Source organism: Pantoea sp. SM3640, assembly GCF_015654165.1.
Classification (GTDB): domain Bacteria; phylum Pseudomonadota; class Gammaproteobacteria; order Enterobacterales; family Enterobacteriaceae; genus Pantoea; species Pantoea vagans.
Genome location: NZ_CP064872.1, coordinates 863,565 through 879,364 on the forward strand (window position 1 = coordinate 863,565; position 15,800 = coordinate 879,364).

The 15,800-nt window shown below is 56.3% G+C and carries 14 protein-coding genes and 1 pseudogene; 7 read left to right on the top strand and 8 right to left on the bottom strand.

The window, feature by feature from the left end; all coding sequences use genetic code 11:
• Window positions 1–17 precede the first annotated feature (17 nt).
• Both IV493_RS04075 and IV493_RS04080 read left to right on the top strand, forming a co-directional pair.
• Window positions 18–239 (top strand): zinc ribbon domain-containing protein, encoded by a 222-nt coding sequence (locus IV493_RS04075; protein WP_195857771.1) that lies wholly within the window; start codon window positions 18–20, stop codon window positions 237–239.
• A 314-nt stretch (window positions 240–553) separates the two neighbouring features.
• Complete coding sequence (locus IV493_RS04080) at window positions 554–2,995, top strand: glucose/quinate/shikimate family membrane-bound PQQ-dependent dehydrogenase (protein WP_013358721.1); 2,442 nt, start codon at window positions 554–556, stop codon at window positions 2,993–2,995.
• A gap of 271 nt (window positions 2,996–3,266) precedes the next feature.
• On the opposite strand, the gene IV493_RS04085 is transcribed toward IV493_RS04080, so the two are convergent.
• The 3 genes from IV493_RS04085 to xseA all read right to left on the bottom strand — a co-directional run bounded on the left by IV493_RS04085 (window position 3,267) and on the right by xseA (window position 6,265).
• Window positions 3,267–3,599, bottom strand: coding sequence for a protealysin inhibitor emfourin (locus tag IV493_RS04085; protein WP_033733520.1), 333 nt, complete (start codon window positions 3,597–3,599; stop codon window positions 3,267–3,269).
• Complete coding sequence (locus tag IV493_RS04090; RefSeq protein ID WP_033733519.1) at window positions 3,596–4,609, bottom strand: M4 family metallopeptidase; 1,014 nt, start codon at window positions 4,607–4,609, stop codon at window positions 3,596–3,598. Before IV493_RS04090 ends, IV493_RS04085 begins: the two co-directional genes overlap by 4 nt.
• A 282-nt stretch (window positions 4,610–4,891) precedes the next feature.
• Window positions 4,892–6,265 carry an exodeoxyribonuclease VII large subunit gene (gene xseA, locus IV493_RS04095; RefSeq protein ID WP_147789565.1) on the bottom strand — a complete coding sequence of 458 codons (1,374 nt, stop codon included), beginning with the start codon at window positions 6,263–6,265 and terminating at the stop codon, window positions 4,892–4,894.
• A gap of 168 nt (window positions 6,266–6,433) precedes the next feature.
• Here xseA and guaB point away from each other — a divergent pair, with 168 nt between their 5' ends.
• The 3 genes from guaB to IV493_RS04110 all read left to right on the top strand — a co-directional run bounded on the left by guaB (window position 6,434) and on the right by IV493_RS04110 (window position 10,611).
• Window positions 6,434–7,900: an IMP dehydrogenase gene (gene guaB / locus IV493_RS04100; RefSeq protein WP_013358717.1), complete on the top strand. Its 1,467-nt coding sequence runs from the start codon at window positions 6,434–6,436 to the stop codon at window positions 7,898–7,900.
• Between the two features lie 68 nt (window positions 7,901–7,968).
• A complete protein-coding gene (gene guaA, locus IV493_RS04105) occupies window positions 7,969–9,549 on the top strand; it encodes a glutamine-hydrolyzing GMP synthase (RefSeq protein WP_095706801.1) in 1,581 nt (526 codons plus the stop codon).
• A 288-nt stretch (window positions 9,550–9,837) separates the two neighbouring features.
• Window positions 9,838–10,611, top strand: coding sequence for a DUF3750 domain-containing protein (locus IV493_RS04110; RefSeq protein ID WP_013358713.1), 774 nt, complete (start codon window positions 9,838–9,840; stop codon window positions 10,609–10,611).
• Between the two features lie 30 nt (window positions 10,612–10,641).
• Here the strand turns inward: IV493_RS04110 and IV493_RS04115 are convergent, their stop codons facing one another.
• Window positions 10,642–10,821, bottom strand: a complete 180-nt coding sequence (locus tag IV493_RS04115; RefSeq protein ID WP_013358712.1) for a hypothetical protein — start codon at window positions 10,819–10,821, stop codon at window positions 10,642–10,644.
• A gap of 176 nt (window positions 10,822–10,997) precedes the next feature.
• On the opposite strand from IV493_RS04115, the pseudogene IV493_RS18520 reads away from it, so the two are divergent.
• Together IV493_RS18520 and IV493_RS04120 are read left to right on the top strand one after the other, a co-directional pair.
• A pseudogene (locus IV493_RS18520) lies at window positions 10,998–11,243 on the top strand (hypothetical protein).
• Window positions 11,244–11,263: 20 nt separating this feature from the next.
• Window positions 11,264–11,761 (top strand): AlpA family transcriptional regulator, encoded by a 498-nt coding sequence (locus tag IV493_RS04120; protein ID WP_195857772.1) that lies wholly within the window; start codon window positions 11,264–11,266, stop codon window positions 11,759–11,761.
• Here the strand turns inward: IV493_RS04120 and mgtE are convergent, their stop codons facing one another.
• The 4 genes from mgtE to ppx all read right to left on the bottom strand — a co-directional run bounded on the left by mgtE (window position 11,762) and on the right by ppx (window position 15,799).
• Entirely contained in the window at window positions 11,762–13,195 is a 1,434-nt protein-coding gene (mgtE, locus tag IV493_RS04125; RefSeq protein WP_195857773.1) for a magnesium transporter, read from the bottom strand. It abuts the gene before it with no gap.
• A gap of 134 nt (window positions 13,196–13,329) precedes the next feature.
• Window positions 13,330–13,515 carry a YfgG family protein gene (locus tag IV493_RS04130; protein ID WP_013358709.1) on the bottom strand — a complete coding sequence of 62 codons (186 nt, stop codon included), beginning with the start codon at window positions 13,513–13,515 and terminating at the stop codon, window positions 13,330–13,332.
• Between the two features lie 101 nt (window positions 13,516–13,616).
• Window positions 13,617–14,231 carry a tellurite resistance methyltransferase TehB gene (gene tehB / locus IV493_RS04135; RefSeq protein ID WP_195857774.1) on the bottom strand — a complete coding sequence of 205 codons (615 nt, stop codon included), beginning with the start codon at window positions 14,229–14,231 and terminating at the stop codon, window positions 13,617–13,619.
• A gap of 41 nt (window positions 14,232–14,272) precedes the next feature.
• Window positions 14,273–15,799, bottom strand: a complete 1,527-nt coding sequence (gene ppx / locus IV493_RS04140; protein ID WP_033783870.1) for an exopolyphosphatase — start codon at window positions 15,797–15,799, stop codon at window positions 14,273–14,275.
• Window position 15,800: the final 1 nt, after the last annotated feature.

Sequence of the window (15,800 nt, forward strand, 5' to 3'; positions counted from 1 at the left end):
AGTGAGGGGAGAACACAATGCGTGTACTTTGTGAAAAATGTCAGCAACCGCTGTCGCTCAGCGACGGTGAATTTACCTGCACAGCCTGCGGAGCGCATTACCCGACGCATTCCTGCTGTCCTGAGTGTCATCAGCCACTTGAGGTGCTGAAAGCCTGCGGCGCAGTGGACTATTTTTGCCGCAACGGACATGGTCTGATCTCCCGCAAGCGCGTACTTTTCCAGCCACCCGATCACTGACCTCGCTTTCAGCTACGCTTAAAATGTCAGATAACGCAGCGTGACCCCTGGCCCTTTTTTGTAGCAAAAATGCTATTACGCCGTAACAAACGCGTTGTATATGTTCACTCTGTAATGTACCAGGTGGTACAATCCTGCCGCGTCGTGGGAGGGGTCAGCCACATCCGTGCTCTTCCGGCCCACAGATTCTCACGGACGCGGGTCTGTTTATATTCGATTTGAAACAGAGCAATGCTCTGCGCGGACGTGCATAACGCGCCAGAGTCCGGATGGCATCTGTCCGGATGCTCTGTTTATTCAGGAGAGTAAGTGTTATGGCTGAAACATCCTCCCGCTCCGGAAAGGGGCTGGGAATCGCATCTGTGCTGCTCGGACTGGTGCTACTTGCCACCGGTCTGTTTTTTGCCATTGGCGGCGGCAAACTGGTAGCCCTTGGCGGTAGCTGGTACTTCTTAATTGCGGGTATCGTCACTGTACTCTCCGCAATTCAATTCTTCCGTCGCAAATCATCGGCAGTGGTTCTGTTCCTGCTGGTCTTTGTCGGCACCCTGATCTGGTCGCTGTTCGATGCGGGTCTGGAGTTCTGGCCACTGATTTCGCGCCTGATGGTACCAGCCGGACTGATGCTGCTGGCCTTCCTGATCTGGCCTTCACTGCGTAAGCACGAAGGTAAGCACTCACTGGCAAAACCTTCATACGCCTTCTCTGCGCTGCTGGCGGCAGGCATGGTGGTGACGCTGGTGCAGATGTTCCAGCCACATCCTACCGTTGCAGCGACCGGCGAAGAGCTGCCACTGATCCCGGTTGATAAAGCGAAACAGCAGAAAGACTGGGATAACTACGGTAATACCCCGCAGGGCAGCCGCTTTGTGGCGCTGGACCAAATCACCCGCGACAACGTGAAAGATCTGCAGGTCGCCTGGACCTTCCACACCGGTGATACGCCTGTCAGCCCGACCGGTAACGGTGCGGAAGATCAGCAGACACCGTTGCAGATTGGCAATACCCTTTACCTCTGTACGCCGCACAACAACGTCATCGCGGTTGAAGCCAACAGCGGTAAGCAGATCTGGAAACGTGAAATCAATGCCAAAGCAGAAGTCTGGCCACGCTGCCGTGGTCTGGCTTATTTTGACGCAACCAAACCGCTGCAACAGCCGGATAAGCCGGGCTCTTCACCTGTACCTGCTGCTGTGCTGCCAGCCGGTGACAGCTGCCAGCGTCGAATTCTGATGAACACCATCGACGCGCGTCTGATTGCGATTAACGCCGACAACGGTGAGTTCTGTGAAAACTTCGGCGATCACGGCATCGTTGATCTTAAAGCGGGACTGGGCCAGGCACCGGATCCACAGTATCAGCTGACGTCAGCGCCAACGCTGGCGGGCACTACCGTCGTGGTGGGTGGTCGTGTCGCAGATAACGTGCAGACCGATATGCCAGGTGGTGTGCTGCGTGGCTTTGACGTTATCACCGGTAAAATGCGCTGGGCGTTTGACCCAGGCAATGTAGACCCGAATGCGATTCTGATGCCGGGTAAAGATTATACCCGCAGTACGCCAAACTCCTGGGCGCCGATGTCGTACGACCCGGCAATGAACACGGTGTTCATCCCGATGGGTAGTTCCTCGGTTGACCTCTGGGGTGCGAACCGTACCGAACTGGATCACAAATACGGTGCTTCAGTGCTGGCACTGGATGCGACTACCGGTAAAGAGAAGTGGGTCTATCAGACCGTACATAACGATCTGTGGGACTTCGACCTGCCGATGCAGCCAAGCCTGATCGACTTCCCGCAGAAAGATGGCAGCACCACGCCAGCGGTGGTGATTGGTGGTAAAACCGGCATGATCTTCGTGCTTGACCGTATGACCGGCAAGCCGCTGACCAAAGTCGAAGAACTGCCGATGCCGCAGGGTCATATCCCGAACGAGCAGTACACGAAAACACAGCCACACTCGACCGGTATGCCGCAGATTGGCAACCAGACGCTGAAAGAGTCTGACATGTGGGGTGCAACGCCGTTCGATCAGCTGGCCTGCCGTGTTGCCTTCAAATCGATGCGCTACGACGGCCTGTTCACCGTGCCGGACACCGACAAGTCGCTGAGCTTCCCGGGTTCGCTGGGCGGGATGAACTGGGGCAGCATGTCGATCGATCCGAATAACCATCTGCTGTTCGTCAATGACATGCGTCTGGGCCTGTGGGTTCAGATGATCCCGGCGGATACCAGCAACATTGCCCGTGGCAGCAACGGCGGCGAAGCGATCAACACCGGTATGGGTGCCGTTCCGCTGAAAGGCACGCCATATGCTGTGAACAAAAACCGCTTTATGTCGCCGCTGGGCATTCCTTGTCAGAAGCCGCCATTTGGTACGCTGTCGGCGATTGATCTGAAAACCCAGAAAATCGTCTGGCAGGTGCCGGTCGGCACTGTGCAGGATACCGGTCCGTTTGGCATCAAAATGCGTGTGAAAATGCCGGTTGGCATGCCAACGCTGGGCGGTACGCTGGCAACACAGGGCGGCCTGGTGTTCATCGCCGGTACGCAGGATTACTATCTGCGCGCCTTTGACTCTTCAACCGGTAAAGAGGTGTGGAAAGCACGCCTGCCGGTCGGCAGTCAGGGTGGCCCGATGAGCTACGTTTCACCGAAAGATGGTAAGCAGTACATCCTGATCTCGGCAGGTGGCGCACGTCAGTCACCGGACCGCGGTGATTACGTGATTGCTTACGCGCTGCCAGACAGCAAGTAACAACGCATAAAGAAAAGGGCCGACAATGTCGGCCCTTTTTTTGAAAAAGTCTTACCCCATTTGCTGTAAAACCGAGCATGCTCAGGGAAAACGGTCAGATCGGAAAGTCGCAAAATCGTCATCCATGACTGCTCGGCCCGCGCCGTCCATGGCGCGGGACGCTTTCCTCCTCTGACCGTGTTACCTTCGCTTTAGGCTCATTCGTTGCAGCTAAATTCACATCAGATTATCAGCTGTCTCCGGGCCGACATTGTCGGCCCTTTTTATTTGCTTATTTTCCGTCGTGCCACAGCGCCTTTAGCTCAGGCGGGGCTATCTGTTCCGGAATCAGCAGCACAATGGTGCCCGCCTCACGGCGGGTGGCATACTGAATCTGGATGCGAAAATAACGCTGGTCGCCACTGCCCACCTGTGCGGCTTTCTCCTCGGGTTCGCCCAGCGGCATCGCCTGCTCAAGCGCGTGGCAGACGCGCTGTTTTTCAGGGGGTGGCAGTTCGCCCAGCATAAAACGACGTTCGGCACGCAGCCCCGGAATAAAGGCCATGCCGCCTTCACGCGCGACGACAATGGTCGCATCATCGGTGAGTTCGGGCAGGTCACTCATAGCACGCCAACCTCCTTCCACGCCTGTTCAATGGCACTGCTCACTGACGGGTTAAACCGCTTTTCGCCATGCTTAATGGTGAAGCGAGCAAAGGTTTTAAAATCTGCATCCTGTGGCAGTTCGTCGTCACACACCGTGTCATACCAGGCATATCCCGCCTGTTCCCACGCATGACCACCCAGCGCTTTGGCCGCCAGATAAAAAGCCCGGTTAGGAATGCCGGAGTTGATATGCACGCCGCCATTGTCTTCGCGGGTTTTCACATAGTGATCCATGTGGGCCGGTTGCGGGTCTTTGCCCAACAGCGGGTCGTCGTAGGCGGTGCCGGGTTCGGACATCGACCGCAGACCACGCCCGTTAATACCCTTCGCCAGCAGCCCTTCACCAATAATCCAGTCTGCTTCATCCGCACGCTGCTTTTTGCTGAACTGTTTTACCAGCGAGCCAAAGACATCCGACAGCGACTCATTCAGTGCGCCAGCCTGCTCAAAATAGATTAATCCGGCTTCGTTTTCCGTGACGCCATGTGCCAGTTCGTGGGCCACAACGTCAATCGCAATGGTAAAGCGATTAAAGATTTCGCCGTCACCATCGCCAAATACCATCTGCTGACCGTTCCAGAAGGCGTTCTGGTATTTCTCACCATAATGCACGGTACCCAGCAACTTCAGGCCCTGACCATCCAGCGAATTACGCTGATACGCCTGCCAGAAGAAGTCATAGGTGACGCCAAGGTAGTCCCAGGCTTCTTCAGCCGCGACATCATCATTACCCGGCTGGCCCTCCTGACGAATCAGCTTACCCGGCAGGGTTTCCTGGTTTTGCGCATCATAAATTTCACGATCAACATGACCGCCCGCCGCTGTTTTCACGCCGGTCGGTTTTTGCCAGTGTTCCGCCATCAGGTGCTGGACGTGCGTCAGGGTGCGGCGCGCCTGCTCCTGCTGGTGGCCGGAACTGTGAGCGATGATCTTGCGAAGGATATAGGGAGGAATAACGCAGTAAGCCATGTAAGACTCCTTGGCAAAAAGGAATGAGTCAAAAGTATAGACCCGTCTGGCTGGTTAGACCTCATTAGCGAGGCCAGCGGTAAATGGAAAAATGTGAGGTGGCGCGCAAAGTCAGTGTCAGGGGCGGATTGGAGATGGCGCTTATTTTTCAGACAACCATTCTCACGGGTTCTATGAGAATTTTTGGCAGCAAAAATCAGCCCTAAAAACAATCGATCAGGCTGTACAGAACTCATGAATGAGGCCAGCGTTAAGTGGAGAAGTGTGAGCTGGCGGAGAGCGTCAGGAAGCGGTTTTACGGCGGCGCTTTTTCTCAGGTAACAGCTGTGTCACCTGGCTTTCAACCCAGCCATCATCCAGACGGGTGCGCAGCAGGTCGCCGCTCTGCAGCTGTGCGGTTTTCTTCACCACCTGACCGGCGGTGTCGGTGGTCACGCTAAAACCACGCGCGAGCGTCGCCAGCGGGCTGACACCTTCGAGCTGTGCGACCAACTGACCAAACTGCTGTTTATTATTGCTCAGCTGTGTTGCCATGCTCTGCTGCAGGCGATAGTGCCAGCTTTGCAGCTGTTTTTGCGCCTGGAACAGACGCTGCTGCGGCTGTTGAGCGTTGAGCCGATGCGCCAGGCGATCCTGCTGACGTGTGGCCTGACGCAGGCGGGTTTCCATCGCTTCACCCAGACGCTGCTGCAGGCGGAACAGGGCGGTCTGCTGACGGGCCAGACGCAGCTGTGGATGCTGCTGCTGCAGGCGATGTTCAAGACGCGTGTAAAGCCGCTGCTGGCGCGCCAGATAGTAATCCATCGCCATCTCCAGCCGCTGTTGCTGCGATTGCAACTGGCGCAGCAGCTCCAGCTGGTTCCGGCTGACGATTTCTGCGGCTGCTGAAGGGGTAGGGGCGCGTAAATCGGCGACGAAGTCCGCGATGGTGACATCCGTTTCATGACCGACGGCGCTGACGACAGGAATGCGGCTGGCAAAAATGGCACGCGCCACGCGTTCGTCGTTAAAGCTCCATAAATCTTCCAGCGAACCGCCGCCGCGCCCGACGATTAACACATCGCACTCATTGCGCAGGTTGGCAATTTCAATCGCCCGGACGATAGCGGCTGGCGCATCGACGCCCTGTACCACAGTCGGGTAGATGACTACAGGCAGGGAGGGATCACGGCGATGCAGCACGCGTAACACATCGTGCAGCGCTGCGCCGGTGGAGGAGGTGATCACCCCGACCTGACGCGCCGGTTCCGGCAGCGGTTGCTTATGCTGCGGCTCAAACAAGCCTTCGCTCGCCAGCTTTGCTTTCAGCAGTTCAAACTGCTGTTGCAGCAGGCCTTCACCCGCCGGATGCATGCTTTCAGCAATCAGCTGATAGTCACCGCGAGGTTCATAGAGCGTGATGTTGGCGCGAACCAGTACCTGCTGACCATGCTGCGGCCGAAAGGTGACGCGACGGTTGCTGTTGCGGAACATGGCACAGCGAACCTGAGCGCCATCATCTTTCAGCGTGAAGTACCAGTGACCGGAGGCCGGTTGCGTGAAGTTGGAGATCTCGGCGCTGATCCAGACCAGGCCCATCTCTTTCTCCAGCAGCTGACGCACTGTCGTATTGAGACGGCTGACGGTAAAAATATTGGCGGTAGATGGCAGCGACATGTGACGAAGATCAAATTCCAAATCAGCAGGTTAATTCATCGATACTACAGGGCTGTCAGTGCGGATCAAGAGTTTTTCGTAAATAATGCTGGAGGCAATCGATTACGGCCTGTATAATGCCGCGGCAATATTTTATCTAATCTCAATCACCCGAGGTGGAGTATTGCCATGTTAAGAATCGCTAAAGAAGCACTCACTTTTGACGACGTTCTGCTCGTTCCTGCTCACTCCACCGTCCTGCCTAATACGGCCGATCTCAGCACTCAGCTGACCAAAAATATCCGTTTGAATATTCCTATGCTCTCCGCTGCCATGGATACCGTGACCGAAGCGGGTCTGGCGATTGCGCTGGCACAGGAAGGCGGCCTTGGCTTCATCCACAAAAACATGTCGATTGAACGCCAGGCGGATGAAGTGCGCAAGGTGAAGAAACATGAGAGCGGCGTGGTTACCGATCCGCAGACCGTGCTGCCAACCACGCCACTGGCTGACGTTAAAGCGCTGACCGAGCGCAACGGCTTTGCGGGCTATCCGGTTGTTAACCTCGACAACGAACTGGTCGGTATCATCACCGGTCGTGACGTCCGCTTTGTAACGGACCTTTCTCAGCCGGTCTCTGCGGTTATGACCCCGAAAGATCGTCTGGTGACGGTGAAAGAGGGCGAAGCACGCGACGTCGTGCTGCAGAAAATGCATGAGAAGCGCGTTGAGAAAGCGCTGGTGGTGGATGACAGCTTCCATTTGCTGGGCATGATCACTGTTAAAGACTTCCAGAAAGCCGAACGTAAACCTAACGCCTGTAAAGATGCGCAGGGTCGTCTGCGTGTGGGTGCGGCAGTAGGCGCGGGTGCCGGTAACGAAGAGCGTATCGATGCGCTGGTCGCTGCGGGCGTTGACGTGCTGCTGATCGACTCTTCACACGGCCACTCTGAAGGTGTCCTGTCACGTATCCGTGAAACCCGTGCCAAATATCCTGACCTTGAAATCGTCGGCGGCAACGTCGCTACCGGCGCTGGCGCTCTGGCGCTGGTCGCGGCAGGCGTCAGCGCTGTTAAAGTGGGTATCGGTCCTGGCTCTATCTGTACGACCCGTATCGTAACCGGCGTGGGCGTTCCGCAGATCACTGCCGTCTCTGACGCTGTGACCGCGCTGGAAGGCACCGGTATTCCGGTTATCGCCGATGGCGGCATCCGTTTCTCTGGTGACATTGCGAAAGCGATCGCCGCCGGTGCTTCCTGTGTGATGGTCGGTTCGATGCTGGCGGGGACCGAAGAGTCACCGGGCGAGATCGAACTCTATCAGGGCCGTTCGTTCAAATCCTATCGCGGTATGGGTTCACTGGGCGCGATGTCCAAAGGCTCTTCTGACCGTTACTTCCAGACCGATAATGCCGCTGACAAACTGGTGCCGGAAGGCATCGAAGGCCGCGTTGCCTATAAAGGTCGTCTGAAAGAGATCGTACATCAGCAGATGGGTGGCCTGCGTTCGTGCATGGGCCTGACCGGTTGCCCGACCATTGACGACCTGCGCACCAAAGCGGAATTTGTCCGCATCAGCGGCGCAGGCATCAATGAGAGCCACGTGCATGATGTGACCATCACCAAAGAGTCACCGAACTACCGCATGGGTTCATAATCCCGATTTCCCGCCCGGCTTCAGCCGGGCGCTTTTATTGATCAAGTCACCGTTCTGGAAACCCCTCAATGACGACGGAAAATATCCATAAGCACCGCATTCTGATTCTCGATTTCGGCTCACAATATACTCAGCTGGTTGCCCGCCGCGTGCGCGAACTCGGCGTTTACTGTGAACTCTGGGCATGGGATGTCACCGAAGAGCAGATCCGCCAGTTCAACCCAAGCGGCATCATCCTTTCCGGCGGCCCGGAAAGCACCACCGAGCTGAACAGCCCGCGTGCACCTGAATATGTCTTCAGCGCTGGCGTGCCGGTGCTGGGTGTCTGCTACGGTATGCAGACCATGGCGATGCAGCTGGGCGGCACCGTTTCAGGATCAAATGAGCGCGAATTTGGTTATGCGCAGGTCGAAGTCACCACGCCAAGCGCGCTGGTTCGCGACATCGAAGATGCGATTAGCGCTGCGGGTAAACCGCTGCTGGATGTCTGGATGAGCCACGGCGACAAAGTCACGGCGATCCCGGCTGACTTCGTGACCGTTGCCAGCACAGAAAGCTGTCCGTTCGCTATCATGGCCAACGAAGAGAAGCGTTTCTACGGCGTGCAGTTCCACCCGGAAGTGACCCACACCCGCCAGGGTCTGCGGATGCTCGAGCGCTTCATCATCGACATCTGTGAATGTGAAGCCCTGTGGACCCCTGCCAAAATCATTGAAGATGCCGTTGAGCGCCTGCGTGAGCAGGTGGGTAACGACAAAGTGATCCTCGGTCTGTCAGGTGGCGTGGACTCCTCTGTGACCGCAATGCTGCTGCATCGCGCCATTGGTGACCGCCTGACCTGCGTGTTTGTGGATAACGGCCTGCTGCGTCTGAACGAAGCACAGCAGGTGATGGATATGTTTGGCGACCACTTTGGTCTGAACATCATCCATATACCGGCTGAAATGCGCTTCCTGGATGCGCTGGCGGGTATTGATGAACCTGAAGCCAAGCGTAAAACCATTGGTCGCGTCTTTGTGGAAGTGTTCGACGAAGAAGCGCTGAAGCTGCAGGACGTGAAGTGGCTGGCGCAGGGCACCATCTATCCGGACGTGATTGAATCGGCGGCGTCTGCCACCGGTAAAGCGCACGTCATCAAGTCGCACCACAACGTGGGTGGTCTGCCGAAAGAGATGAAGATGGGCCTGGTTGAGCCGCTGAAAGAGCTGTTCAAAGACGAAGTGCGTAAGATTGGTCTGGAGCTGGGCCTGCCATACGACATGCTGTTCCGCCATCCGTTCCCGGGTCCGGGTCTGGGCGTGCGCGTACTGGGCGAAGTGAAGAAAGAGTATTGCGACCTGCTGCGTCGTGCCGATGCTATCTTCATCGAAGAGCTGCACAAAGCGGATCTCTACAACAAAGTCAGCCAGGCATTCACCGTCTTCCTGCCGGTTCGTTCGGTCGGCGTGATGGGTGATGGCCGTAAATATGACTGGGTTGTCTCGCTCCGCGCGGTAGAAACCATCGACTTTATGACCGCACACTGGGCGCACCTGCCGTATGATTTCCTGGGCCGCGTCTCTAACCGCATCATCAATGAAGTCGACGGTATTTCCCGTGTAGTGTATGACATCAGCGGTAAGCCACCGGCGACGATTGAGTGGGAATAAACCGGTTCGCGCCGATTAAACCCTGATGCCTAAAAAACCCGCTTCCAGCGGGTTTTTTATTGCCTGAAACACACGCAGACTCCCCGCTTTAACCTTTCGGCACATCCGGATAGCCATCTGGCGGTTTTCTGTTCACATTGCCGGGAATTACGCTATCCTCCATGCAGTAAAAGCTGCACTTCACTTCAGCTGTGTCCCGCTTTCACCGATCTATCCCAATGCCACCACTTACTGAAACCGCCTGCTGATCAGGCATTTCGTGATTCTTACGTCACCAGGAATGTTGTCATGCTCTCACTGAAAGTGTTCAGCCTGTTTTTTGTTGCCGTACTGCTGTTATCGCTCGGAGCCAGCATTGCGCAGGCAACGCGTCACGGCGAAAGTTCAGAGTCAGGTGGCTGGGCGACTGCCCGGCGTGATTCGGCTGGCATAGCGCCCGATCCGCGCGCTTTATATAGCCTGGCTATCGTGCAGGTCTATGCCGCGCCGACCTATGGCTGGAAAGGGCGGGTGGCGGTGCATCCGTGGATCATCTTCAAGCGTGCGGGTGAAACACGCTACACGCGCTATGAAGTGATTAGCTGGGGCAGTGGTGATAAGGTCCGCCGCAACAGCAACCTGCCGGATGGTTACTGGTATGGCGCAAAACCGCGGCTGCTGGTGGAGCATCGCGGACCGGAAGCCGAGGCGATGATCCCACAGATAGAAGCCGCCATTAAATCGTATCCGTGGCCGACAACCTATCGTGCGTGGCCTGGACCGAACAGCAACACCTTCCTGGCACACATTGGCCGTGAAGTGCCCGCTCTGAGGCTGGATCTCCCCGCCAATGCGCTGGGCAAAGATTACCGGCCACTGTGGCGTCCTGTCGGGCTGCCGCCATCCGGGCGCGGTGTGCAGGTGTCGATTCTGGGCGTGGCGGGCGTGACACTGGGTGCAGAAGAGGGATTTGAAATGAACCTGCTGGGTCTGAACATGGGACTCGATTTTTCGCCATTCCGGCTGCGGCTGCCGTTTATTGGCGGTCTGGGCAACGACAATCTTCAGCAGGACAAGCCCTGACAATATGGCCCCGTCAGGGGCCGTTTTGCCTCAGCACACGCCAAAGTCACCTTCTTCATGATAGAGGTTGACGCTCTCTGCCTTCACTTCAATCTCTTTCTTCGCCGCATCATCAATGCGCGCGCACCACAGGGTGTCGCCTTCTACGCGGAGCACCTGCATTTTAGGGCCGCCGGTTTTCGACTGAACAAAATCCTCTGCTTTAAACATATTGCCTCCAATAATTATCGTTACTGCTGCCGATCGTTTTTTGCGTGACGTTTTCCAGTTTATACCCTGACTGTTTTACTGCGAGAAAAAGTCTCCGCATGCTGAGCCATATTAAGAAATATTCATTTAGTTGTCAGTTGACAACTCATTCATTCGGCGTCAGCATAGGGGCACATATGGCAAGGAAGCGGCATCCCGGTAAAGAGATAGAGATGGCGTTACGTTACGCCGAATCCCACGGCTGGCTGGTGGTTACCTGAGGCCATCATGCCTGGGGCAAAATGTACTGCCCGAAAAATCTGTTGATGTGCCGATGCGGGGAGTTCTGTCTGACCTGTATCTGGAGCACACCAAAAAACGTACATCATCATGCCCGTGCGCTGCGGCGCGTGGTCGATAACTGTCACAATCTGAAGTCCTGAGACAGCACAAGGAGAGGCATATGGAATATTGTTTTACGCTACGGTTCAGCCTGCCGGAAGGGCATGCGCCGGTGGATGAGATGCTGGAAACGCTGGCAGCAGCAGGCTGTGACGATGCGCTGATCGGTCTGGGGATGCCTGGACGAATTGCACTGGAGTTCACCAGGGAGTCTGACTCTGCAACGGACGTATTAAGGCAGGCGGAAGAGGATGTAATGCGCGCGATACCGGGCGCCACGCTGGTGGAAGCAGCCCCCGATTTTGTGGGCCTGACAGATGTGGCGGAGATCATCGGCATGACGCGACAGAATATGCGTAAGCTGATGCTCAGCCACCGCCCGCCATTTCCGCTGCCGGTGCATGATGGTAAAACCGCCATCTGGCACCTGTCGGATGTACTGGAGTGGCTGAGCCAGCGCGGTAATTATACGCTGCCTGCGGCCACCCGTGAGCTGGCACAGGTGACGCGACAGCGCAATCTTAACGGGTCGCTGCAACGTTACGGCCTTCGCAGCTAATCAGTGCGGCAGCAGGAAGATCGTTGCCAATCCCAGGAAGATAAAGAAGCCGCCGGTATCGGTCAGCGCGGTGATCAACACGCTGGAACCCACGGCCGGATCGCGCTTCATTTTGGTCATCACCAGCGGCACCAGCACGCCCATCAGCGCGGCCAGCAGCAGGTTCAGCGCCATGGCCAGCATCATGACGCCGCCCAGTGCCATATTGTCATACATGAGCCAGGTAATGCCGCCCATGATGCCGCCCCAGAACAGGCCGTTGATCAGCGCCACGCCAAGCTCACGGACGATCAGGAAAGAGAAATTTCCCGGTTCAACCTGATGTAAGGCTAGCGCCCGCACAATCATGGTGATGGTCTGGTTACCGGTGTTGCCGCCGATACCCGCGACAATGGGCATCAGGGTTGCCAGCGCGACGATCTGCGAAATCGTCCCTTCAAACAGCCCGATAACGCGCGAGGCGACAAAAGCGGTACAGAGATTAATCGCCAGCCAGGCCCAGCGTTTACGCACCGATTTACGCACCGGCGCGAAAACATCCTCTTCCTGACTGATACCGCCCATTTTACGGATGTTGCTTTCGTTTTCGGCGTTGACCAGGTCGATGATGTCTTCAATGGTGACACGGCCAATCAGTTTTCCTTTTGCGTCAGTGACGGCGGCAGAGATCAGGTTATAACGCTCAAAGGCGCTGGCGGCGTCTTCGGCCTTATCGTTGAGCTGGAAGGTGGTCGGGCGCGCATTCATGACGTCGCTCACCAGGGTTTTAGGTTTGTTAAGCAGGATATCTGTCAGCATCAGCTCGCCCAGCAGCTGATTGTCTTTATTGGTGATAAACAGCTTATCCGTGCCGCCTGGCATGTCTTTACGCTTACGCAGAAAACGCTGCACCGTTGCCAGCGTGACATCGTCGCGCACCGTCAGGATATTGAAATCCATCACCCGGCCCACGCGATCGCGGTCGAGCTGCACCATATCGAGCATGCGGGCGCGTAGAGCAGGCTCCACGGTTGCCAGCAGGCGTCCGGTCAGGTCACGCGGCAGATAACGCGCCAGCCAGACCTGGTCGTCGATATCCAGCGGCTGGATAGCTCGCAGAATATCGCGATCGCTCATCTCCTCGGTGAGGCTGGCCCAGACCGTTTCAGAGGCTTCAACCAGTACATGGCCGCGCCGCTCATTTGGCACCAGCCGCCACAGCGCCTGACGCTCCTCTTCGGGCAGGGCTTCGAGAATATCCGCGAGGTCAGCGGCATGCAGTTGCAGAATGTCCTGTTCCAGCGCATCACGCTGGGCCGCATTTTCACGTTGCTGTTCAGGATTGAGATCGCCGGATTTCTCCAGCAGAGCATCAACCAGATCGTGCTCGTTGAGCAGCAGCGTCAGAATGCGATGACGTATTTCACTTAAACGTTGAGAGTGAGAGGCAGACACAATGAGATCCCTTTAGTCTGAAAGCACCAGCACGAAGTGTAGCGTTTCGCCTGAAAAAGGGATGCAAAAAAGAGTCCAGTTGTCTGGATAACATTTACTTTTAAGAAGTCTTTCAGGCGAAAAGTCAGTATTCGTTAGCGCGTATCACCTGATGTAACGGTAACCGGTTCAGGAATCGCTTTCTGTTGCTGGTGATGCTCGAAGGCAGCGGGCAGGATAAATATCAGGCGACTAAAGAGAATGATAAAACTGATCAGCAACACAATACGGGTCATGGTGCCGGTTTTTTGACGTCTTCGGGGAGAAATAGCGCTGTTCACGCAGGGTGGTTCCTGTAATGACCCCATCAGGGGCGACTGCAATATTTAGTCACAGTCGCCTGATGAAATCAATCACTGTTGAAAAAAACAGCAGATAAAGATCAGTAACTCGCTTTTTGTGCCAGCAGCGTAGCAAAGCGGCAGGTAATGCGATTGCCATTTTCATCTTTGCGATGCAACTGGCCGGGATGCTCGTTGTACTTCACGATGTGCCAGTTACGGTAGTAGTGGCTCAATTCGCCCGACTTGAAAGCAAAGGAGAAATCAGCCGGGCAGGGCATATCTTCCGTATTCATCGCCGCCACAATCAGGTTGAAACCATCCCTGACCGTACAGGCCTGCATGTCAGCAATCAGCTGTGGAATGGTCTGCGGCTGCAAAAACATCATCACCACGGTCGACAGCACAAAGTTGAAGCCGCCATTGAAGCGCGTGTTGTTCAGGTCGCGCTCCCCGGTGTGAATTCCGCTGAGGTTTTCCCGGGCAATAATATCCTGCAGGCGGGCCAGGCTTTGCGGATTATGGTCCCATGCCGTGACGTCAAAGCCGTGCTGGTTCAGAAACAGCGTATTGCGTCCCACGCCACAGCCCAGATCCAGCGCCTTGCCGACGTTGAGATGAGGCAGAGCCGCAACCACTTCGGAGTGGGGCGGCGTCAGGCCATAGGTTTCGGCAAAATAGTTTTCGCCTGAAAGTGGTGCAGTTGGTTGTGTCATATTCATCAATTCAGTTAAACGGGCGCCAGGCGCCCGGGTTGTCAGGCTTCTTCTTCGAGGATCAGCTTCCATCCTGTAACGTCGTTCCAGTAAACCTGCTCACGTTCCAGATCGAGCTGAACCAGGTTGTTCTGGTTGAAGTAGCCCGCCGGGAAAATCAGCGTCCAGTGGCCGTCATCGCATTTAAGGGTTAATGCATCCGGACGCGTAGTGGCCTGGCGCTGATTGTTCAGCAGGGTACCCAGGCGCAGCAGGAAAATCAGCGGCACAAACTGCTTTTTCTTGAACAGCGTGACGCGCGGCAACTCGTCGAGCTTCACCGCTTTGCGGTGGAATCTGACCAGCGCCGCCAGCAGCATCTGCTGATCCTGATTGAAGCCCGGCAGGTTGGTATTTTGCAGGATATAGGCGGAATGACGTTGCAGGGCGCTGTGATTAATCGTCAGACCCACTTCGTGCAGCATCGCCGCCCACTTCAGCAGGGCGGCCAGCTGCGGATTGGCCAGTTTCGGGTTCTGCTCGCTCCACTGCAGATAAAGCTGCTCGGTGGTTTCCAGCACGCGGCGCGCCTGATCGCTGTCAATGGCGTAATGATTCGCCAGACTTTGTGCCGTACGGCTGCGAATATCCTGATGGCGGAAACGGCCCTCCATCTCATAGAGCACGCCTTCACGCAGCGCACCGTCAGAAAGACGCAGCTCGCGAATCGCCAGCGCATCAAACACGCCACACAGAATCGCCAGTCCGGGCACAAACACCCCTTTGCGTTCTTCCGACAGGCCCGGCAGGCTGAGGGCCGCAAAGGATTTATGCTTCATCACCTCGTCGTAGAGCTTGTCGAGGCGCTCAGGCGTAATCAGCTTCTCTTTCTCATCCATCGCCTGCAGCACTTCGCAGGCGGCCTTGATGGTGCCGGACGCACCCAGCGCATATTGCCAGCCATGCAGACGGTATTGCCACGCCAGCGTTTCCAGCTTCTGCGCAGCCGCTAAGCGGGCGCGACGGAAGTTTTCACGACTGATTTCGCCTTTCGGGAAATAGAGCTGGGCGAAACTGACGCAACCCATGCGTCGGCTCTCAACCAGTTGCGGTTCAAAATCCTCGCCAATCACCAGCTCGGTGGAGCCGCCGCCGATGTCGATCACCAGCTTGCGACCTTTCTCCGGCTGCGTGTGTTCAACACCCATAAAGATCAGACGCGCCTCTTCATGGCCTGAAATCACTTCGATCGGATAGGGGATCACCTCAGCAGCCCGTTGCAGGAAGGTTTCGGCGTTGACCGCCTCGCGCAGCGTATGGGTGCCGACAATCGTCACGTTGCTGGGACTGAACCCCTGCAGGCGCTCGGCGAACAGAGCCAGACAGGCTAATCCCCGCTCCATTGCCTCTTCGCTGAGGTTGTGTTGAGCATCCAGCCCGTCAGCCAGATGGACGCGCTGTTTAAGGCGGCCCAGTACCTGCATCGCACCATCGACGACCCGCGCAATCACCATATGGAAACTGTTCGAGCCCAGGTCAATCGCCGCAAACTCCTGGGGTTTTGGCGTACTTTTATGAGAAATTGGCATA

Bases quoted from the DNA above. Each gene is read 5' to 3' on its own strand.
- IV493_RS04075 (WP_195857771.1), top strand. From the start codon at position 18: ATGCGTGTACTTTGTGAAAAATGTCAGCAACCGCTGTCGCTCAGCGAC.
- IV493_RS04080 (WP_013358721.1), top strand. From the start codon at position 554: ATGGCTGAAACATCCTCCCGCTCCGGAAAGGGGCTGGGAATCGCATCT.
- IV493_RS04085 (WP_033733520.1), bottom strand. From the start codon at position 3,599: ATGAGTGACCTGCCCGAACTCACCGATGATGCGACCATTGTCGTCGCG.
- IV493_RS04090 (WP_033733519.1), bottom strand. From the start codon at position 4,609: ATGGCTTACTGCGTTATTCCTCCCTATATCCTTCGCAAGATCATCGCT.
- xseA (WP_147789565.1), bottom strand. From the start codon at position 6,265: ATGTCGCTGCCATCTACCGCCAATATTTTTACCGTCAGCCGTCTCAAT.
- guaB (WP_013358717.1), top strand. From the start codon at position 6,434: ATGTTAAGAATCGCTAAAGAAGCACTCACTTTTGACGACGTTCTGCTC.
- guaA (WP_095706801.1), top strand. From the start codon at position 7,969: ATGACGACGGAAAATATCCATAAGCACCGCATTCTGATTCTCGATTTC.
- IV493_RS04110 (WP_013358713.1), top strand. From the start codon at position 9,838: ATGCTCTCACTGAAAGTGTTCAGCCTGTTTTTTGTTGCCGTACTGCTG.
- IV493_RS04115 (WP_013358712.1), bottom strand. From the start codon at position 10,821: ATGTTTAAAGCAGAGGATTTTGTTCAGTCGAAAACCGGCGGCCCTAAA.
- IV493_RS04120 (WP_195857772.1), top strand. From the start codon at position 11,264: ATGGAATATTGTTTTACGCTACGGTTCAGCCTGCCGGAAGGGCATGCG.
- tehB (WP_195857774.1), bottom strand. From the start codon at position 14,231: ATGACACAACCAACTGCACCACTTTCAGGCGAAAACTATTTTGCCGAA.
- ppx (WP_033783870.1), bottom strand. From the start codon at position 15,799: ATGCCAATTTCTCATAAAAGTACGCCAAAACCCCAGGAGTTTGCGGCG.